This is a genomic window from Bacillus sp. FSL K6-1366 (genome assembly GCF_037976695.1).
Taxonomy (GTDB): domain Bacteria; phylum Bacillota; class Bacilli; order Bacillales; family Bacillaceae; genus Bacillus; species Bacillus subtilis.
Genome location: NZ_CP150268.1, coordinates 1,865,883 through 1,885,999, shown reverse-complemented (window position 1 = coordinate 1,885,999; position 20,117 = coordinate 1,865,883). Strand labels below are relative to the sequence as shown.

General features: G+C 46.5%; 19 protein-coding genes. 18 read left to right on the top strand and 1 reads right to left on the bottom strand.

Annotated elements, in window-relative coordinates:
- Positions 1–11: 11 nt before the first annotated feature.
- Both MHI44_RS09870 and MHI44_RS09865 read left to right on the top strand, forming a co-directional pair.
- Entirely contained in the window at positions 12–1,334 is a 1,323-nt protein-coding gene (locus tag MHI44_RS09870) for a purine/pyrimidine permease (RefSeq protein ID WP_339203396.1), read from the top strand.
- Between the two features lie 61 nt (positions 1,335–1,395).
- Entirely contained in the window at positions 1,396–1,767 is a 372-nt protein-coding gene (locus MHI44_RS09865) for a DUF423 domain-containing protein (RefSeq protein ID WP_003227446.1), read from the top strand.
- A gap of 43 nt (positions 1,768–1,810) precedes the next feature.
- Here MHI44_RS09865 and gerQ read toward each other — a convergent pair whose 3' ends face one another.
- Positions 1,811–2,356 carry a spore coat protein GerQ gene (gene gerQ / locus MHI44_RS09860; protein ID WP_003227448.1) on the bottom strand — a complete coding sequence of 182 codons (546 nt, stop codon included), beginning with the start codon at positions 2,354–2,356 and terminating at the stop codon, positions 1,811–1,813.
- 319 nt (positions 2,357–2,675) lie between these two features.
- Between gerQ and spsA the strand changes: the two genes are divergently transcribed.
- From spsA to MHI44_RS09780, 16 genes are all read left to right on the top strand, one after another.
- Positions 2,676–3,446 (top strand): spore coat dTDP-glycosyltransferase SpsA, encoded by a 771-nt coding sequence (gene spsA / locus MHI44_RS09855; RefSeq protein ID WP_339203394.1) that lies wholly within the window; start codon positions 2,676–2,678, stop codon positions 3,444–3,446.
- A gap of 4 nt (positions 3,447–3,450) precedes the next feature.
- Complete coding sequence (locus tag MHI44_RS09850) at positions 3,451–4,875, top strand: CDP-glycerol glycerophosphotransferase family protein (protein ID WP_339203537.1); 1,425 nt, start codon at positions 3,451–3,453, stop codon at positions 4,873–4,875.
- Between the two features lie 20 nt (positions 4,876–4,895).
- Complete coding sequence (locus MHI44_RS09845) at positions 4,896–6,065, top strand: DegT/DnrJ/EryC1/StrS family aminotransferase (RefSeq protein WP_167560650.1); 1,170 nt, start codon at positions 4,896–4,898, stop codon at positions 6,063–6,065.
- Positions 6,066–6,935, top strand: a complete 870-nt coding sequence (locus MHI44_RS09840) for a GNAT family N-acetyltransferase (RefSeq protein ID WP_014481248.1) — start codon at positions 6,066–6,068, stop codon at positions 6,933–6,935.
- On the top strand, positions 6,935–8,056 hold the full coding sequence (locus MHI44_RS09835) for an N-acetylneuraminate synthase family protein (protein WP_031601100.1): 1,122 nt from the start codon (positions 6,935–6,937) through the stop codon (positions 8,054–8,056). The genes MHI44_RS09840 and MHI44_RS09835 overlap by 1 nt, the downstream gene beginning before the upstream one ends.
- The gene (locus MHI44_RS09830) at positions 8,049–8,771 is read left to right on the top strand and encodes a spore coat protein (protein WP_339203392.1); all 723 of its coding nucleotides are present in this window, start codon (positions 8,049–8,051) and stop codon (positions 8,769–8,771) included. Before MHI44_RS09835 ends, MHI44_RS09830 begins: the two co-directional genes overlap by 8 nt.
- A 2-nt stretch (positions 8,772–8,773) precedes the next feature.
- A complete protein-coding gene (locus MHI44_RS09825) occupies positions 8,774–9,793 on the top strand; it encodes a PseG/SpsG family protein (protein ID WP_339203390.1) in 1,020 nt (339 codons plus the stop codon).
- Between the two features lie 24 nt (positions 9,794–9,817).
- Positions 9,818–10,558 carry a sugar phosphate nucleotidyltransferase gene (locus MHI44_RS09820; RefSeq protein ID WP_014478328.1) on the top strand — a complete coding sequence of 247 codons (741 nt, stop codon included), beginning with the start codon at positions 9,818–9,820 and terminating at the stop codon, positions 10,556–10,558.
- Entirely contained in the window at positions 10,558–11,505 is a 948-nt protein-coding gene (gene rfbB / locus MHI44_RS09815) for a dTDP-glucose 4,6-dehydratase (protein WP_029726219.1), read from the top strand. The genes MHI44_RS09820 and rfbB overlap by 1 nt, the downstream gene beginning before the upstream one ends.
- A gap of 13 nt (positions 11,506–11,518) precedes the next feature.
- Positions 11,519–12,370 (top strand): dTDP-4-dehydrorhamnose reductase, encoded by an 852-nt coding sequence (gene rfbD / locus MHI44_RS09810; protein WP_015250965.1) that lies wholly within the window; start codon positions 11,519–11,521, stop codon positions 12,368–12,370.
- Complete coding sequence (locus MHI44_RS09805) at positions 12,363–12,818, top strand: dTDP-4-dehydrorhamnose 3,5-epimerase family protein (protein ID WP_014481242.1); 456 nt, start codon at positions 12,363–12,365, stop codon at positions 12,816–12,818. Before rfbD ends, MHI44_RS09805 begins: the two co-directional genes overlap by 8 nt.
- A gap of 323 nt (positions 12,819–13,141) precedes the next feature.
- Complete coding sequence (gene bslB, locus MHI44_RS09800; RefSeq protein ID WP_003227472.1) at positions 13,142–13,606, top strand: biofilm surface layer hydrophobin BslB; 465 nt, start codon at positions 13,142–13,144, stop codon at positions 13,604–13,606.
- Between the two features lie 177 nt (positions 13,607–13,783).
- On the top strand, positions 13,784–15,058 hold the full coding sequence (rocG, locus tag MHI44_RS09795) for a glutamate dehydrogenase (protein WP_015250966.1): 1,275 nt from the start codon (positions 13,784–13,786) through the stop codon (positions 15,056–15,058).
- Positions 15,059–15,284: 226 nt separating this feature from the next.
- Complete coding sequence (gene pruA / locus MHI44_RS09790) at positions 15,285–16,832, top strand: L-glutamate gamma-semialdehyde dehydrogenase (protein ID WP_167408523.1); 1,548 nt, start codon at positions 15,285–15,287, stop codon at positions 16,830–16,832.
- An 84-nt stretch (positions 16,833–16,916) separates the two neighbouring features.
- On the top strand, positions 16,917–18,617 hold the full coding sequence (locus MHI44_RS09785) for a M20/M25/M40 family metallo-hydrolase (protein WP_130572980.1): 1,701 nt from the start codon (positions 16,917–16,919) through the stop codon (positions 18,615–18,617).
- Positions 18,617–20,029, top strand: a complete 1,413-nt coding sequence (locus MHI44_RS09780; RefSeq protein ID WP_029318679.1) for an amino acid permease — start codon at positions 18,617–18,619, stop codon at positions 20,027–20,029. Before MHI44_RS09785 ends, MHI44_RS09780 begins: the two co-directional genes overlap by 1 nt.
- Positions 20,030–20,117 lie beyond the last annotated feature (88 nt).

Below are 20,117 nucleotides of genomic sequence, written 5' to 3'. Positions count from 1 at the left end.
GTTGAGCTTACGTGAAATTGGTTCTTGGCGCGCTGCAATGGACAGCGTTTATTATTGCTGCGGCGATAGTTGTTCCGGTGGCGGTTGCCCAGTCGTTCCATCTGAATCACTCAGATTCTGCGAGATTGATTCAAAGCACTTTTTTTGTACTGGGGATTGCCGCCGTCATTCAGTGTTTGAAAGGCCACAGACTGCCGATCAATGAAAGCCCAGCCGGCTTGTGGTGGGGAGTGTATACGATCTACGCAGGGCTGACGGGAACTGTGTTTGCGACATATGGAGACACACTGCGGGGTTTGCAGGGAGCTCTTCTTGTAAGCGCTGTATGTTTCTTTTTGTTAAGTGTTTTCAAGGTCATTGACAGACTTGCAAAATTGTTTACTCCGGTTGTAACGGGCGTCTATTTATTGCTTCTTGTCATGCAGCTGAGTCAGCCCATTATAAAAGGAATTCTCGGAATCGGTTATCGACAGGACGGGGTGGACGGTCTTGTATTTGGTCTGGCGCTTGTTGTGATCGCTGCCGCCTTTATAATGACAAATTCGAACATCATGTTTTTTAAGCAATATTCTATTTTATTAGCCTTGTTCGGCGGATGGGTGCTGTTTGCGGCTGCCGGAGCGGCAAAGCCGATTGAAATGCCGGACCGGCTGTTTCAGCTGCCTTCCCTGTTTCCTTTTGGGACCCCGTTATTTAACAGCGGCCTGATCATCACTTCTATTTTTATTACCATCTTGCTGATCGTGAATATGCTGGCGAGCATGAAGGTCGTGGACATCGCCGTGAAAAAATTCAGCAAACAGCCTGATGGAAAGCATCATGAACGCCATGCCGGTTTTGCCGCTTCATTCAGCCATCTGCTTAGCGGTTTGACGGGAGCCATTGCGCCTGTTCCGATTTCGGGAGCCGCAGGTTTTATTGAAACGACCAAAATGCCTTCTAAAAAACCGTTTATGCTCGGCAGTATTCTGGTTATCGTGATCAGCGTGATCCCGTTTTTTATGAATACGTTTGCGAGCCTGCCGTCACCCGTTGGATTTGCGGTGAATTTTGTTGTGTTCTCCGCAATGGGCGGTCTGGCCTTTGCCGAATTTGATTCATATGAGAAAGAAGAATCAAAAAGGGTGAGGTCTATCATCGGCATCTCACTGCTGACAGGGGTCGGTATCATGTTTGTTCCTGAAACTGCGTTAAAGGGATTGCATCCGGTATTTATTTCTCTATTAAGCAACGGGCTCGTATTAGGGACGCTTGCTGCAATAGCAGCTGACCAGTTCCAGCCTTGGCGCAGGAGAAAATCCGACAATCTCGTGTCAACGGAGAACAAACATTGAATTTTGGAGCAGGTGCGATAAGATAAATGATATGAGTTTAACGAAAAGGCGGGAGAGATAGATGAAAGTTTTTATCATATTAGGGGCCATTAACGCCCTGCTTGCCGTGGGACTCGGAGCATTCGGCGCTCACGGATTAGAAGGGAAAATACCTGATAAGTATCTTCAGGTTTGGCACACAGGCGTGCAGTATCATATGTATCACGCCCTTGGGTTATTCGTTGTCGCGTTTCTGGCTGATAAATTATCCGGCATAGGCAGTGTCACGACAGCCGGCTGGCTGATGTTTGCGGGAATTGTGCTGTTTTCCGGAAGCTTATATATTCTAAGTGTGACGCAAATCTCCATTCTTGGAGCGATCACCCCGCTCGGCGGTGTGGCGTTTATTATTTCTTGGATTATGATCGTTGTCGCAGCCGTCAAATATCTATAAACAAAAAAGCCAATCCTCATCATATGAGTGATTGGCTTTTTTCTTATCTTGGCGAATAGGACGCCATGGAATATGGATACGTATAAGCAATTTCTTCATCAAATGTAATGTAATCGAGGTAGATTGTCAGGAGCAGGTAGCGTGTTCCTGATTTCGGGTCGCTGATAATAATGTGATCCCGGCCCGCAGCTTCGATGACGCCGCGAAAAATCTTCGAGCCCCATTCCTTGCTGTTTTCAAATGTCATATAAATGGTGGCCGTTTTTCCCCGATTCAGGCGCAAAATATTCTCGATGTAAGATTCCTCAACAGGCAGCATGCCGGGAACGCTTTGGCCCGGTCCTGACGGTGTAGGCCCCGATGGAATTTGAAAACCGCCGCCCTGCTGCTGGCCCGGGAATCCAAATCCCTGCTGTCCTTGTTGTCCTTGCTGTCCCTGCTGCATTGGCATCATTGGCTGCATCCCCATTGTCTGCATTTGTGAGCCTTGGCCTTGCTGCGGGTACGGGTTGGCGCCAAACTGAGGCTGATACCCCTGCATATTATCAAATGCCTGCATTTGCTGATATTGATTTTTTTTCGGTTTCATATCGTTCCTCCTTTTTATGAAAACCATTCAAAACATGTTCTGGATGTATAGGTGAACGCTCCGCGATGACTCACCTCCGATGGAAAACGATCTTAGTCGCTGGTGCGATTTTTATCTCTTTCACCTTATGAGGCTGATGCTTGGATTATGCTGAAAAAGAACAGCGGACCGATCAGATTTCGCTCTGGGCAGCCGCTGTTTTTCAGAGACATACACAAACTTTTCGCATATTGGTTTGTATCCCTAGCGCAACTTGAGCATAAGCAACATAAGATAACGATAGTTTCAGGTGTGAAGTTCCAAGAAGGAGGTGTAGGATTTGCCTAAAGTATCAGTCATTATGACGAGCTATAACAAAAGCGATTATGTGGCAAAGTCCATTTCTAGCATACTCTCACAAACGTTTTCAGATTTTGAATTGTTTATTATGGATGACAACTCCAATGAAGAGACGCTGAATGTAATCCGTCCTTTTTTGAATGATAACCGAGTGCGTTTTTATCAAAGCGATATATCTGGAGTGAAGGAAAGAACAGAAAAAACGAGATACGCGGCACTGATCAATCAGGCGATTGGGATGGCGGAGGGTGAATATATCACCTATGCGACGGATGACAACATCTATATGCCGGACCGCCTCCTGAAAATGGTGCGGGAGCTCGATACCCATTCTGAAAAGGCTGTGATTTACTCAGCCTCCAAAACCTATCATTTAAACGAGAATCGCGACATTGTAAAAGAAACTGTCAGGCCTGCCGCTCAAGTGACATGGAACGCGCCGTGCGCAATTGATCATTGCTCGGTGATGCACAGGTATTCGGTGCTTGAGAAGGTAAAGGGGAAGTTTGGCTCCTATTGGGATGAAAGCCCGGCGTTTTACCGTATAGGAGATGCCCGGTTCTTTTGGAGAGTCAATCATTTTTATCCGTTTTACCCACTGGATGAGGAGCTGGACCTGAATTATATTACCGACCAATCGATTCACTTTCAGCTGTTTGAATCAGAAAAAAATGAATTTGTCAGGAACCTTCCTCCGCAGCGAAATTGCCGAGAGCTGCGTGAATCATTAAAAAAGCTTGGAATGGGGTGAGAGCTTGTCGGCCTATTTAAGCAATTATTGGGTGCTGTACCGGAAGTACGTGGAGCTTTTTGACAAACTTCGCTACAAAGGGATTCCGCTTGGGCTTATCAGTAATTTTTATCAATACATCAGCCCTGAGCTGAGGGTGATGATGGAAGAAGAACCGGAATTATTCGGATCGGTGGATCAGCATATCGATGAGGGACAGATTCAGCCGTTTTTTGAAGAAAGAATCCAAAACATCGTTAAAACAAATGACGAACCTGTTAAAGGGAAAGTCATTTTGCACTTTGATTACCTGCGTTTTTCAAACGAAAATTACTATCAATTTGATCCTGAAAAAACGGCTGTTTTGGCCAGATGGAGTTTGCCGCATTATTGTGATCTGCCTGTAATTAGCAAGCGGGAGATTGCGGATTCATGCCAAAAAGGCGATTCGAAGCAGTATCTCGAAACAGCCTGTTCGCTTCTCGCCCCTTATGATGATCACCCGGCATTTGGTGATCAAGCGTTTCGCGACCGGCTTTTCAAAGATATTCCTTTATTTATAGAGGCCATTGATACAGTTGATGCGCTGTTTGAGCAGGAAAAGATTTCAGCTGTTATTGTCGGAACGGCAGAAGACATTTATAGCAGGGTGCTCGCTCTCATGTGTCAAAGAAAAGGGGCCGTCAGCATTTGTCTTCAGCATGGCGCATTGATGGGAGATGAAGCCTTCATTCCTGTTTTTACAACCTATCAAGCTGTTTTTGGTGAGTATGAAGCAGAGTGGTTCATACGAAAAGGCTGTAAACCCGAGCAGATTCTCGTAACGGGACATCCCCGCTTCGATCAGATTTTTAACAGAACGCCTATGGATATGTCCATATTCTATCGAAAACTTGCTTTTCAGCCGACTAAAAAAATTGTGCTCATTGCCACTCAGCCCTTTTCAGAAGATTTTTATTCGGGTGTGCTGCAGGGGCTTTCTGATCAGAAGCAGCTGCAAATCATTATCAAACCCCACCCGTGGGAAATCGGAAAAAACAAGCTTGATCTGTATCACGAGGCGGCGAAAAAACATCAAGCATGCAGAGTCATCAAAAAGGAGCTCGAGCTTTATGATTTGCTGCCGTATGTTGATGCCGCAGTGACGCAAACCTCGACAGTCGGTCTTGAAGCCATGCTGTTTCAAAAGCCTGTGCTGATCGGAAAATCGTCCGGAAATCGCTCGTATCCGTATTATGAGTCTCTTGGCGATTTTATGTTTGACCAGCCGGATGAACTGGCGCACACCTTGGTTGAGGTTCTTCGAAGTCCCGACGTGCATCAAAAAGCAGAAGAGGCGCGCCTGGCATTCATAGCGGCTAATTATCCGGTGGCAGAATCAACAAATGCTTTATTTGCGGAACTGAAAGCCAAAACAGGGGTTGATTACAGGCGGGAAGATACTGAATAAAATGATAGGAGCGCAAAGAAATGGTGCAAAAGAGAAATCATTTTCTCCCTTACTCATTGCCGTTAATCGGTAAGGAAGAAATTCAGGAGGTTACAGAAACGCTTGAATCGGGATGGCTCTCTAAAGGCCCGAAGGTTCAGCAGTTTGAAAAAGAGTTTGCCGCGTTTGTCGGGGCGAAGCACGCCGTGGCGGTGAATTCATGTACCGCAGCTTTATTTTTGGCTTTGAAAGCAAAAGGGATCGGGCCCGGGGACGAGGTCATTACCTCTCCGCTTACGTTCAGCTCGACCGCCAATACGATTATTCATACAGGAGCGACGCCTGTGTTTGCGGATATTGACGAAAACACGCTCAATATTGACCCGGTAAAGCTTGAGGCGGCCGTCACACCGCAAACGAAAGCAGTTGTGCCCGTCCACTTTGGCGGGCAGTCCTGCGATATGGATGCAATATTGGCTATTGCCCAAAATCATGGTTTATTCGTGCTGGAGGATGCGGCACATGCGGTATATACGACTTATAAGCAAAGAATGATCGGTTCTATCGGGGATGCAACGGCATTCAGCTTTTACGCCACCAAAAACCTCGCGACAGGGGAAGGCGGCATGCTGACGACTGATGATGAGGAGCTTGCCGATAAGATCCGGGTGCTAAGCCTTCACGGCATGAGTAAAGCCGCATGGAACCGTTATTCATCAAATGGCAGCTGGTACTATGAAGTCGAATCGCCCGGCTATAAGATGAATATGTTTGATTTGCAGGCGGCCCTCGGACTTCATCAGCTGAAACGGCTGGATGATATGCAGAAACGGAGAGAAGAGATTGCCGGCCGCTATCAAACCGCTTTTCAGCAGATTCCTGGGCTGATCACGCCGTTTGTCCATGATGACGGCAGGCACGCCTGGCATCTATATGTTCTGCAAGTTAATGAAAAAAAGGCCGGGGTTACGCGCAGCGAAATGATTACGGCTTTAAAGGATGAATACAATATCGGCACTAGCGTTCATTTTATTCCAGTACACATTCATCCGTATTATCAAAAGCAATTTGGATATAAGGAAGCGGACTTTCCGAATGCCATGAATTACTATAAACGAACCCTTTCTCTCCCGCTCTACCCATCAATGTCTGACGACGATGTAGATGATGTCATTGAAGCTGTGCGGGATATCGTAAAAGGGGCTGATTAAATGTATACGGTAAAAGAAAATGTCTCCAAAGAGTTGATTGAGGAATTTCTCCAAAGCCGACAGCTTACTCTGGATGTTCCGTATCAATTTTCCCTCGGCCTTTTTGAAAACAGCAGGCTCCAAGGCGTATTGCTTTACGAAGATTCTTTGTGGGAAAGCAAGGTGCTTCAGAAGAAAGTCATGAACGTCAAACTTCTTGCGGCAAATAGTACCGGGCAGCTAAAGAGGCTGTTTGAAGCTTTTTATACTGTACGCCAAATGGATGAAACGGATTTTATCTTTGTCCGCGTTCCGGCTGAAGATATCGGAGCCGCGCATGTGATACAGCAGCAGCCATCCTCTTACTTTGTCGGGAGTTTGCTGAAGCTGGCGATGCCTCCGTCTTTTTATGACAAAACACCGCCATTTTTTGAACTGGGCCCGCCTGAGCCCGGAGACACAGAAGCGATATGTGAGCTGGCCCGAGACTCGTTTACAAAAAGCAGATATTTTCAGGATCCTCATCTCAGCCGCGATGCAGCAAACAAAATATTTCAGGAGTGGACACGAAACAATCTGAATGGAAGGGCGGCGGTCAATATTGTCGCTAAACACAATGGCGAGGTCATCGGCTATCTTCAGGGCTTATCAAGAGATGATGAGTGCATTCTCGATTTGATGGCTGTAAAGCCGGGATTTGAAGGAAAACGTATTGCGTTTCATTTATTGGCGAATCTCATAGAACAACCGGAGACCCAGAAGCATAGAACGGTAACAGCGGGGACGCAGCTTCACAATGTAAGGGCGATCCGCCTTTATGAACGAATGGGCTTCACCGCTGAACAATCGTATTACTATTATCATATTTGGCCGGGCAAGGAGGCGAAATAATGGCAGCGTTTCAGATCGCGAATAAAACTGTAGGCAAAGACGCTCCTGTTTTTATTATTGCTGAGGCGGGGATTAATCATGACGGGAAGCTTGATCAGGCTTTTGCGCTGATAGACGCCGCGGCGGAAGCGGGAGCGGATGCCGTGAAATTTCAAATGTTCCAAGCTGATAGGATGTACCAGAAAGATCCTGGTTTGTACAAGACGGCAGCGGGCAAGGACGTCTCTATTTTTTCTTTGGTTCAATCTATGGAAATGCCTGCTGAGTGGATTTTACCGCTATTGGATTACTGCCGCGAAAAGCAGGTGATCTTTTTAAGTACGGTATGTGACGAGGGGTCAGCTGATCTGCTTCAGTCTACCTCGCCGAGCGCTTTTAAAATCGCATCCTATGAAATTAACCATCTCCCGCTGCTCAAATATGTCGCCCGGCTGAACAGGCCGATGATTTTCTCGACAGCCGGAGCTGAAATCTCTGATGTTCACGAAGCTTGGCGCACCATCAGGGCAGAGGGAAACAATCAAATTGCCATAATGCATTGTGTGGCGAAATACCCAGCACCGCCGGAGTACAGCAACCTCAGCGTCATTCCGATGCTTGCCGCTGCTTTTCCTGAGGCGGTCATCGGCTTCTCCGATCATAGCGAGCATCCGACAGAAGCGCCGTGTGCCGCGGTTCGGCTCGGAGCAAAACTGATAGAAAAGCATTTTACGATCGATAAAGATCTGCCGGGTGCCGACCACTCGTTTGCATTAAATCCGGATGAATTGAAAGAAATGGTCGATGGCATCAGGAAAACGGAAGCTGAGCTGAAACAGGGGATCACAAAACCGGTCTCTGAAAAACTGCTTGGCAGTTCATACAAAACAACAACCTCCATCGAAGGAGAAATCAGAAATTTTGCATACAGAGGCATTTTTACAACAGCTCCGATTCAAAAAGGTGAAGCCTTTAGTGAAGACAATATCGCAGTGCTTCGGCCCGGACAAAAGCCGCAGGGGCTGCACCCGAGATTTTTTGAACTGCTGACCAGCGGTGTTCGGGCTGTAAGAGACATTCCAGCCGACACAGGCATTGTCTGGGATGACATTTTACTGAAGGACAGCCCGTTTCATGAATGATATTCTCTTTATCATTCAAGCAAGAATGGGTTCAACAAGGCTTCCGGGAAAAGTGCTTCGGCCGCTCGGATCGAATCGTTTACTTGATATTCTCGTTCACCGTGTCCGGCAAAGCGCGTTTTACCAAAAGGATCGGGATAATCTTGTCATCGCCACGTCTGACAAAGAAACTGACGACATATTAGAGGCGCACTGTATCAAACAAGGCTTTCGTGTTTTCCGCGGGAGCGAAGAACGTGTCCTCGATAGGTTTGTGAAGGTCATAGAAGCTGTTAAACCGTCAGTCATCATCCGGTTAACGGGTGATAATCCGTTTGTCGATCCGGAGCTGCTCGATGTAATGATTCAGGCGCATTTTGATCAAGGCTCGGATTATACGTATATCCTGAATGCCCCATTAGGGATTTGCGGCGAAGTGGTCAACGCCAACCTGTTAATTGACATCAGCCGTATTCAGAATATGGAGGATCAATATCAGGAGCATGTCACGTTATATATAAGGAATCATCCAGCTCTTTATCGTGTGCAGTTTTTAGAGGCGCCGGAACGATTTCGCGCCCCTCGATATCGGCTGACCATTGATACAAAGGAAGACTATGAATCGATAAAGGCCCTCTATCAAAAAGCAGGCGAGCGCCCCGATGTATCCGCCTCAGAGCTTATCACCCTTCTGAACCGGAACCCCGATGCGGCAATCGAACGAGAGGCTGAATAGCCATGCATGTTGGGATCTTCGCAGACGGCGGCTATGAAAAGGGAATGGGCCATGTTGTCCGGATGAAGAGACTTGCGGAGGGGCTCAAACAGCGATGCTTGATTACGTTTTATACGAATCAGGAGTCTGAAGCGTTTCTTCATGAAGAGCATTGGCAGGTCACCGTAAAGCCGGAGCTGCAGCAGCACGAATTTATTCTCCGGGAAATAAAAAGCAAGAAGCTTGATTTGCTTTTGTTTGATATTCTAGGCGCGCCTGCAGAGCTGTTAAAGAAAATAAAGACGGAGACAGATGCGAAAATTGTTCTTTTTGAAGAGAAAAACGGTAAATCGATTCAATATAGTGACGCAGTCATTAACGGAATTTACGGTGACATCAGAAGCAGGGTGTACGTTCAGGGAAACACACGCATCTATGAAGGTCCGGACTATCTTATTCTTCACCCCGCCTTTCAGGCCGCTAGAGAGGATTACACACTTAAGAAAGACTGCCGCAATATCCTTGTTGCATTAGGAGGAAGTGATCCGAAGCAGCTTATTTTTAAAGTGCTGGCTGCCGCTGATCAAGTCCCCGACATAAAAGACAAAAACATGATGTTTGTAATGGGGAGCGCTTCACCGCATCAAGAGGCAGTCCGAAGGCGGATCGAAAAGAAGCCGCAGTACAAGATGATCGAACAGACAAATGATATGGCAGGTTTGATGAAACAAGCGGACGCAGCCATTGTCGCCGGCGGCATCTCTCTATATGAAGCCATTTGCATCGGCGTGCCGTGCCTTGTTCTTTCTCAGGTTGAGCATCAAACGGCAACAGCAAAAACATTTGCTGGCCAAGGCGCCGCTCTTGATCTTGGATTGGGTGAGCTTGTACCGGATGAAACACTCATCTATCAGATGTCACGCATTATGAGCAGCTATCCTCTTCGCCTTTCTTTGCACAAGGGAGGAAGGCCGCTCGTGGATGGCAAAGGCATTATACGGGTAACAGCTATTCTTCAAGATTTATATGAACAAGAGATATAAAAATGCATGTAAGGAAGTGTTAATGTGAAAGGTGTTATTTTAGCCGGAGGAAACGGCTCACGCCTTATGCCCTTAACGAAAGCCGTCAACAAGCATTTGCTTCCTGTAGGCCCGTATCCGATGATATACTGGTCGATTATGAAGCTGGAGGAAGCCGGAATAAAAGACATTTTACTCATCAGCCAAAAGGAGCATATGCCGCAATTTTACAAACTGCTTGGGAACGGGGAAGAGCTTGGCGTTACTATCACTTATCAAGTACAGCCGGCAGCATCGGGCATTTCGGATGGGCTGTCTTATGCAAAGCGCTTTACGAAAAAAGAGTCTTTCATTTTATTATTAGGTGATAATATATTTGAAGATTCATTAAAGCCTTATACAGAACGCTTTGAACAGCAGGGGAAAGGAGCAAAAGTGCTTCTGAAAGAAGTTGATGACCCGGAACGCTTCGGGATTGCTGAGATTGATGAGAAAAACAAGCGGATTCGTTCCATCATCGAAAAGCCCGAACAGCCACCGACCAACCTTTGTGTTACCGGCATTTATATGTATGATGCAGAGGTGTTTTCGTATATTGAACAAATATCACCATCAAAGCGCGGCGAGCTGGAAATCACCGATGTGAATAATCTATACATCGAAAACAGCCAGCTTACGTATGATGTGTTATCAGGCTGGTGGGTAGATGCCGGAACTCACGAATCGCTTTATCTCGCTTCCCAGCTTGTACACCAGGCTTTACGGAAAGGACAGGACGAAAAGTGATGGCAAAATCATATTTAATTACAGGCGGGGCCGGCTTCATCGGGCTCACGTTTACAAAGCTCATGCTGAGGGAAACGGATGCGCGCATTACCGTTTTAGATAAACTGACGTACGCCAGCCACCCGGAGGAAATGGAAAAATTACAGCAAAACAGCCGTTTTCGCTTTGTAAAAGGGGACATCAGCGTTCAGGAGGATATCGACCGGGCGTTTGACGAGACCTACGACGGCGTCATTCACTTCGCAGCAGAATCGCATGTGGACAGAAGCATTTCCCAAGCGGAGCCGTTTATCACCACAAATGTCATGGGGACTTACCGATTGGCGGAAGCGGTCTTGAAAGGAAAAGCCAAGAAGCTGATTCATATTTCAACAGATGAGGTATACGGGGATTTAAAAGCGGATGATCCCGCGTTTACAGAAACGACGCCGCTTTCTCCTAATAACCCATACTCAGCCAGCAAAGCAAGCTCAGATTTGCTCGTGTTGTCTTATGTGAAAACCCACAAGCTTCCGGCCATCATTACACGATGCAGCAACAATTACGGACCTTATCAGCACAGCGAAAAAATGATTCCGACGATTATCCGTCATGCGAAGCAGGGCCTGCCTGTTCCGCTGTATGGCGATGGACTCCAGATCCGAGACTGGCTGTTTGCGGAGGATCATTGCCGCGCAATCAAACTGATTTTAGAAAAAGGAACCGACGGCGAGGTGTATAACATCGGCGGCGGAAATGAACGCACGAATAAAGAGCTGGCGAGTGCCATTTTGAAGCATCTGGGCTGTGAGGAATTGTTCGCCCACGTGGAAGACCGAAAAGGGCATGACCGGCGCTATGCGATCAATGCATCTAAGCTGAAAAATGAACTGGGCTGGCGGCAGGAAGTGACGTTTGAAGAAGGTATTGCGCGTACGATTCAGTGGTATACAGACAATGACCGATGAGAAGGTGATCTGATTGACAAAGGTATTGGTAACTGGGGCGGGAGGACAGCTTGGCTTGGAACTATGCCGCCAGCTGAAGCAAGCCGGATATGAGGTCATTGCGTTAACAAAGAAGATGATGAACATTGCTGACCAGCGCTCAGTACGGCATTCGTTTGGCCATTATCAGCCGGATATCGTGGTCAATAGCGCCGCGTTTACGTCGGTTGATCAATGCGAGAAAGAGCTTGATAAAGCGTACTTGATTAACGGAATCGGCGCTTATTATACAGCGCTTGAGTCAACCCGCATCGGAGCTCAATATGTTCATATCAGCACGGACTATGTATTCAATGGGAAAGGAACCCAGCCATATAGGGAAGACGATCCCCTCGATCCGAAAACCATTTATGGCAAAAGCAAAAGGCTCGGAGAAGAACTGATACGATTAACGACAAAAGACAGCACAATCATCAGAACATCGTGGGTGTACGGACATGGCGGCAGTAATTTCGTTGAAACCATGCTGAAGCTTGCTGAAACGAAACAAGAGCTTCGGGTTGTCAGCGATCAAATTGGTTCGCCGACTTATACGAAGGATTTAGCAGAAGCGGTCATCAAGCTGTTCAGCCATCCGCCGGGCATCTATCATGTCAGCAATTCAGGCATATGCAGCTGGTATGAGTTTGCGACGGCAATTATGGAAGAAAGCGGGCTGGAAACAGCCATTTTGCCTGTAACGACAGAGGAATACGGGAACAAAACGCCCCGCCCGGCATACTCTGTGCTGAGCCATCGGGCTATTGAAGAAGCCGGCATCCGCCCCCGCCACTGGCGGGAAGCGTTACGAGAGTATTTGCAGGAAAGGAGCAGTGCGTGTGATTGATGGAGTCAAGGTGAAAAAATTGATGAAGCATAGCGATGACAGAGGCTTTTTTGCTGAGCTGGTCCGGGACGATGAGAATCTCCTTGAGCATTTTGGGCAGGCCTCTTGGTCGAAAAGCTATCCGGGTGTGATTAAGGCATTTCATTATCATGAGAAGCAGGATGATCTCTGGTTCTTCCCAACCGGCCACGCTCAGGTTGTCCTATACGATCTTCGAGAGGATTCAAAGACAAAAGGAGAAACGGACGTCTATTATATGGGCGAAGACAACCCGATGCTGTTATTAATCCCAAAAGGGGTGGCTCACGGATATAGAGTGCTGGGAGAGACGCCGCTGACAATTATCTATTTTACCACCATGTCGTATAACCCGGATCAGCCTGATGAAAAAAGAATTCCGTGGAATGATGAGACGATCGGTTTTAACTGGAACACTGAATTCAGATAAAAATAGGAACGTGATCAATCGAAGAGCAGAGGCATCTTCGACTTTTTTTGCCCTTTTTTAAAATAGGATAAAAGATAGAAAATGTCAGGCGGATGTTACTAGAAAAAGAGAGAGAAATCGTCCATTTGAACCTTGTATAAACAGGAAGGAATTCTCATTGAATTCCAAGTGTTAATATTCCTTAAAAAACATTTACTTCCATGGAAAATGATGATAGATTAATTTTTAAGAAAAAGAACTGGTAATTCGCGAATTATGAAAAAGCGCTTTTTCTGCAGAGGACGCTCTGGCCAAATTTCAACAATCAATTAGGGGGAAATGTCATGCTAAAAAGAACTTCATTCGTATCTTCATTATTCATCAGTTCAGCTGTTTTACTATCAATCTTACTTCCTTCGGGCCAAGCTCATGCACAGTCTGCATCAATCGAGGCAAAAACAATTAACAGCACGAAAGAGTGGACCACTTCTGATATTGAAGTGACATATAAACCAAATGCGGTGCTTTCTCTCGGAGCGGTAGAATTTCAATTTCCTGACGGGTTTCATGCTACGACAAGAGATTCAGTGAATGGAAGAACACTGAAAGAAACACAGATTTTAAACGATGGAAAAACAGTCAGACTCCCGCTTACGCTTGATTTGTTAGGCGCATCCGAATTTGACCTCGTCATGGTGCGCAAAACGCTTCCTCGCGCAGGCACTTACACGATTAAAGGCGATGTAGTAAACGGTTTGGGAATCGGCAGTTTTTATGCTGAAACGCAGCTGGTGATTGATCCCCGTTAATCGATAGATTTGTAGTCAGAGACTGAGATGTTTTCAGTCTCTTTTTTTTGTGGATTCAAAAGCTGGTACGGATCTTGCATGATGATAAGGGTGAATCCGATGCAGAAAGGAATTGGCGGGCTGATTTTTTAAAGCGCTTACATTAAAGCCGGCCAAAAAAACAATGAGGTGAAAAAGATGTCAGCAAAGCAAGTCTCGAAAGATGAAGAAAAAGAAGCTCTTAACTTATTTCTGTCTACCCAAACAATCATTAAGGAAGCCCTTCGGAAGCTGGGTTATCCGGGAGATATGTATGAACTCATGAAAGAGCCACAGAGAATGCTCACTGTCCGCATTCCGGTCAAAATGGACAATGGGAGCGTCAAAGTGTTCACAGGCTACCGGTCACAGCACAATGATGCTGTCGGTCCGACAAAGGGGGGCGTTCGCTTCCATCCAGAAGTTAATGAAGAGGAAGTAAAGGCATTATCCATTTGGATGACGCTCAAATGCGGGATTGCCAATCTTCCTTACGGCGGCGGGAAGGGCGGTATTATTTGTGATCCGCGGACAATGTCATTTGGAGAACTGGAAAGGCTGAGCAGGGGGTATGTCCGTGCCATCAGCCAGATCGTCGGTCCGACAAAGGATATTCCAGCTCCAGATGTATACACAAATTCGCAGATTATGGCGTGGATGATGGATGAGTACAGCCGGCTGCGGGAATTCGATTCTCCGGGCTTTATTACAGGTAAACCGCTTGTTTTGGGAGGATCGCAAGGACGGGAAACGGCGACGGCACAGGGCGTCACGATTTGTATTGAAGAGGCGGTGAAGAAAAAAGGGATCAAGCTGCAAAACGCGCGCATCATCATACAGGGCTTTGGAAACGCGGGTAGCTTCCTGGCCAAATTCATGCACGATGCGGGCGCGAAGGTGATCGGGATTTCTGATGCCAATGGCGGGCTCTACAACCCAGACGGCCTTGATATCCCTTATTTGCTCGATAAACGGGACAGCTTCGGTATGGTCACCAATTTATTTACTGACGTCATCACAAATGAGGAGCTGCTTGAAAAGGATTGCGATATTTTAGTGCCTGCCGCGATCTCCAATCAAATCACAGCCAAAAACGCACATAACATTCAGGCGTCAATCGTCGTTGAAGCGGCGAACGGACCGACAACCATTGATGCCACTAAGATCCTGAATGAAAGAGGCGTGCTGCTTGTGCCGGATATCCTGGCGAGTGCCGGCGGCGTCACGGTTTCTTATTTTGAATGGGTGCAAAACAACCAAGGATATTATTGGTCAGAAGAAGAGGTTGCAGAAAAACTGAGAAACGTCATGGTCAGCTCGTTCGAAACAATTTATCAGACAGCGGCAACACATAAAGTGGATATGCGTTTGGCGGCTTACATGACGGGCATCAGAAAATCGGCAGAAGCATCGCGATTCCGCGGATGGGTCTAATTTGAGAAGCCTCCGCAAAATAATTTTGCATTTGTTTTTTGCGTAAAGAGCAAAAATCGCAAAATAAATTTGCGTTCAAGATCGGGAAAAGAGAAAGGTGATCACCTGTTAGACAAATTTCTGTTCGATTCAACAAGTTTTTTCAGCAAAAGACAAGAAAATGGCATGATTCTTGCATTTTTATTCATATGCGAAGATATATTTCATAACACGAGGGGGACTACATATGACAGTCACATACGCGCACGAACCATTTACCGATTTTACGGAAGCAAAGAATAAAACTGCATTTGGGGAGTCATTGGCCTTTGTAAACACTCAGCTCGGCAAGCATTATCCGCTTGTCATAAATGGAGAAAAAATTGAAACGGACCGCAAAATCATTTCCATTAACCCGGCAAATAAAGAAGAGATCATTGGGTACGCGTCTACAGCGGATCAAGTGCTTGCTGAAAAAGCGATGCAAGCCGCATTGCAGGCATTTGATTCCTGGAAAAAGCAAAGACCGGAGCACCGCGCGAATATTCTCTTTAAGGCAGCGGCTATTTTGCGCAGAAGAAAGCATGAATTTTCAAGCTATCTTGTGAAGGAAGCGGGAAAACCGTGGAAGGAAGCGGATGCGGACACGGCTGAAGCGATAGACTTTTTAGAGTTCTACGCGCGCCAAATGTTAAAGCTCAAGGAAGGGGCTCCGGTGAAGAGCCGTGCTGGCGAGTTCAATCAATATCATTACGAAGCGCTTGGTGTCGGCATCGTCATTTCTCCATTTAACTTCCCGCTCGCGATTATGGCGGGAACAGCGGCGGCAGCGATTGTGACAGGAAATACGATTCTCTTAAAACCGGCTGACGCAGCCCCGGTAGTGGCAGCAAAATTTGTCGAGGTCATGGAGGAAGCGGGTCTGCCAAACGGCGTTCTGAATTACATTCCGGGAGATGGAGCGGAGATCGGTGACTTCTTAGTTGAGCATCCGAAAACACGGTTTGTCTCATTTACAGGTTCCCGTGCAGTCGGCTGCCGGATTTATGAGCGAGCCGCCAAAGTGCAGCCGGGCCAAAAATGGCTCAAACGGGTAATTGCTGAGATGGGCGGAAAAGACACAGTGCTTGTCGACAAGGACGCTGATCTTGACCTTGCTGCATCCTCTATCGTGTACTCAGCATTTGGATATTCAGGACAGAAGTGTTCTGCGGGCTCCCGCGCGGTCATCCATCAGGATGTGTATGATGATGTGGTGGAAAAAGCTGTGGCGCTGACCAAAACGCTGACTGTCGGCAATCCAGAAGATCCTGATACGTATATGGGTCCCGTGATTCATGAAGCATCCTACAACAAAGTGATGAAATACATTGAAATCGGCAAATCTGAAGGCAAGCTATTGGCCGGCGGAGAAGGCGATGATTCAAAAGGCTACTTTATTCAGCCGACGATCTTTGCAGATGTTGATGAAAACGCCCGCTTGATGCAGGAAGAAATTTTCGGCCCAATTGTTGCGATTTGCAAAGCGCGTGATTTCGATCATATGCTGGAGATTGCCAATAACACGGAATACGGATTAACAGGTGCGCTTCTGACGAAAAACCGTGCGCACATTGAACGGGCGCGCGAGGATTTCCATGTCGGAAACCTATATTTTAACAGAGGATGTACCGGAGCAATTGTCGGCTATCAGCCGTTCGGCGGTTTTAATATGTCAGGAACAGACTCAAAAGCAGGCGGTCCCGATTACTTAATTCTTCATATGCAAGCCAAAACAACGTCCGAAGCTTTTTGATAGCTTTTTGATTTGAGAGAAATAAAATCGTGCGATTCTTTAGCGGATCGCACGATTTCAACTTTTTGATCAGGAGGACAATTTATGCAGTATACAAAAATCAGTCACATGAATCCGGCTGAAAGAGTGGAGGCGCTGACAGCATCTCTGGTCAGCCTCAGCAGCGTGAACGGCACCGTTGGAGAAGGGACAAAAGCAGATTTCATCAAAGAAGTGATCACGAGCTATCCTTATTTTCAGGAAAACCCCAGTCATGTGTGGGAACAGGCCATTCCCAATGACCCATACAATCGCAAAAATATTTTTGCGTTTATTAAAGGACATGGAGAAAGCCGTAATACAGTCATTTACCATGCCCATCTGGATACAGTTGGAATCGAAGATTTCGGCCCTTTAAAGGATATCGCTTTTGATTGTGAGAAATTGGCCGAGTATTTCAGCCGCTATGAGTTCGATCAGGATGTTCAGCGGGATGCCAAATCAGGCGAGTGGATGTTCGGAAGAGGATCTGTCGATATGCAAAGCGGCATCGCCGTGCATTTAGCCAATCTCCTGCATTTTTCGGAGAACCTTGAGACGTTGCCGGGAAATGTATTGTTTATGGCCAATCCCGATGAGGAGAGCCAGCATTCGGGCATTCTTGCCAGCATTTCAGAGCTGAACCGGCTAAAAAAAGAAAAACAGCTTCACTATTTGGCTGCTATTAATACGGATTTTATTACCCCGCTTTACGATGGTGATCAGACAAGATATATCTATACCGGAGCCGCGGGAAAACTGCTGCCTTGCTTTTACATTTACGGGCGTGAAGTCCATGTTGGCGATACACTGGCAGGAATTGACCCAAATTTAATTTCATCTGAAATCACAAGCCGTCTCCACAATAACATCCATCTGGCAGAAAAGGTTGAAGGGGAGTTGGTTCTGCCCCCATCCTGTTTGTATCAGCGTGATAACAAGGAATCCTATAATGTGCAAACTGCTGTCAGCACCAGCTTGTACTTCAATTGTTTTATTTATGAAAGAACAGCAAAAGAAATGATGGATTTGCTTATTGAAGTCACTGAGGAAGCATGCCAGGAGACAGAACAAAAATTATCAGATTATTATGAAGAATATGTAAAAAGAGCCAACCTGCCAAAGAAACATTTATCATGGGGCATTCAAGTGTATAGCCTGGAGCAATACTTAGAAAAGCTGAGAAACCGGGGGATAGATCCCGAGCAGTGTATCGAGCAGACATTCAAAGCCAACGAGCACCTTGAACTTCGCATGAGATGCTTTCAGGCAATCGAAGAGCTTCAAAAGCTTGACCCCGATCAAGGCGCAAAAGTCATTCTATTTTACGCACCTCCTTACCTGCCGCATAACTATTTGAAAGAAGATAGCGCAAGAGATCAGCTTTTGCAGCATGTGATTAAAGAAGCGGCTGACAAAACCGCTGAATCGACAGGCGAAACATTTGTCTTCAAAAAGTTTTTCCCCTACTTGGCAGACGGCAGTTTTTTATCACTGCACGAAACCGATGGCGAAATTGATTCTTTTATCAGGAACTTCCCTGGGTGGAATATGATTGGGACCATTCCGTTCAAAGACATACGCAAGCTGAATATTCCATCCATTAATATGGGCGTGTACGGAAAAGACGGCCATAAATGGACAGAACGAGTCTATAAACCGTACACATTTCATGTATTGCCTCTCCTCATACAGCAAACCACCGTTCATCTTTTGCAAAGCTACCGGATGACCATCACGGCAAAAGAACCAAAGGGGGAAGGATGATGCAGAATCATAAAAATGAATTGCAGCGCAGCATGAAAAGCAGGCATTTGTTTATGATTGCTTTGGGAGGGGTGATTGGCACTGGGCTGTTTCTAGGCTCTGGCTTTACCATTAGCCAGGCGGGACCGCTCGGCGCCATTGCCGCGTATATCATCGGCGGATTTTTAATGTATCTCGTCATGCTTTGTTTAGGAGAATTGGCTGTTGCCATGCCGGTGGCCGGATCGTTTCAGGCCTACGCCACTAAATTTCTGGGACCGTCGACAGGCTTTATGATTGGCTGGCTGTATTGGTTCAGCTGGGCGAATACAGTGGGGTTAGAGCTGACGTCAGCAGGCATTTTGATGCAAAGGTGGCTGCCCTCCGTTCCGATCTGGATATGGTGCCTCGTGTTCGGCATCGTCATCTTTTTGATTAATGCGCTCTCTGTCAGAAGCTTTGCAGAAATGGAATTTTGGTTTTCAAGCATCAAAGTGGCGGCGATCATATTATTTATTGTGATTGGCGGAGCCGCTGTGTTTGGCTTGATTGACTTTAAAGGCGGACAGGAGACACCCTTTTTGTCTAACTTTATGACTGATAGAGGACTTTTCCCTAATGGGGTGCTGGCCGTTATGTTTACGCTGGTCATGGTGAACTTCTCGTTCCAGGGAACGGAGCTTGTCGGCATTGCGGCAGGGGAAAGTGAAAGCCCGGAAAAAACACTGCCAAAGTCCATTCGAAATGTCATTTGGCGCACGCTGTTTTTCTTTGTGCTCGCTATGTTCGTCTTGGTTGCCATCCTTCCGTACAAAACGGCGGGGGTGATTGAAAGCCCATTTGTAGCGGTACTCGATCAAATCGGCATCCCATTTTCGGCAGATATCATGAACTTTGTCATCTTAACAGCCATTTTATCTGTTGCTAATTCGGGGTTGTATGCGGCGTCGCGTATGATGTGGTCACTTTCATCAAATCAAATGGGTCCATCCTTTCTCACCAGACTGACAAAAAAAGGCGTGCCGATGAATGCCCTGCTGATTACGCTAGGCATTTCAGGCTGTTCGCTGCTGACAAGTGTCATGGCCGCAGAAACAGTGTATTTATGGTGTATCTCAATCTCGGGCATGGTCACAGTTGTCGCATGGATGTCCATTTGTGCGTCGCAATTTTTCTTTCGCAGACGTTTCCTGGCAGAAGGCGGAAATGTGAATGATCTGGAGTTCAGAACGCCGCTTTATCCGCTAGTCCCGATTCTCGGATTTTGTTTATATGGCTGCGTGTTGATCAGCCTTATTTTCATTCCGGATCAAAGAATTGGCTTATACTGCGGTGTGCCGATCATTATTTTCTGTTATGCATACTATCATCTAAGCATCAAAAAGCGTATAAATCATGAACCGATTGAAAAAGAGCAGACAGAGGCGCAATAGAAAAAGCTCTCCGGGAGGCCGGAGAGCTTTTTTACGCGTTACATCCTTATGTATTTTTAGAATGAAATATAGAAATATATAATGTGAT

Bases quoted from the DNA above. Each gene is read 5' to 3' on its own strand.
- MHI44_RS09785 (WP_130572980.1), top strand. From the start codon at position 16,917: ATGCAGTATACAAAAATCAGTCACATGAATCCGGCTGAAAGAGTGGAG.
- MHI44_RS09830 (WP_339203392.1), top strand. From the start codon at position 8,049: ATGAATGATATTCTCTTTATCATTCAAGCAAGAATGGGTTCAACAAGG.
- MHI44_RS09840 (WP_014481248.1), top strand. From the start codon at position 6,066: ATGTATACGGTAAAAGAAAATGTCTCCAAAGAGTTGATTGAGGAATTT.
- bslB (WP_003227472.1), top strand. From the start codon at position 13,142: ATGCTAAAAAGAACTTCATTCGTATCTTCATTATTCATCAGTTCAGCT.
- rocG (WP_015250966.1), top strand. From the start codon at position 13,784: ATGTCAGCAAAGCAAGTCTCGAAAGATGAAGAAAAAGAAGCTCTTAAC.
- MHI44_RS09825 (WP_339203390.1), top strand. From the start codon at position 8,774: ATGCATGTTGGGATCTTCGCAGACGGCGGCTATGAAAAGGGAATGGGC.
- MHI44_RS09780 (WP_029318679.1), top strand. From the start codon at position 18,617: ATGCAGAATCATAAAAATGAATTGCAGCGCAGCATGAAAAGCAGGCAT.
- MHI44_RS09845 (WP_167560650.1), top strand. From the start codon at position 4,896: ATGGTGCAAAAGAGAAATCATTTTCTCCCTTACTCATTGCCGTTAATC.
- pruA (WP_167408523.1), top strand. From the start codon at position 15,285: ATGACAGTCACATACGCGCACGAACCATTTACCGATTTTACGGAAGCA.
- gerQ (WP_003227448.1), bottom strand. From the start codon at position 2,356: ATGAAACCGAAAAAAAATCAATATCAGCAAATGCAGGCATTTGATAAT.
- MHI44_RS09865 (WP_003227446.1), top strand. From the start codon at position 1,396: ATGAAAGTTTTTATCATATTAGGGGCCATTAACGCCCTGCTTGCCGTG.
- rfbB (WP_029726219.1), top strand. From the start codon at position 10,558: ATGGCAAAATCATATTTAATTACAGGCGGGGCCGGCTTCATCGGGCTC.
- MHI44_RS09835 (WP_031601100.1), top strand. From the start codon at position 6,935: ATGGCAGCGTTTCAGATCGCGAATAAAACTGTAGGCAAAGACGCTCCT.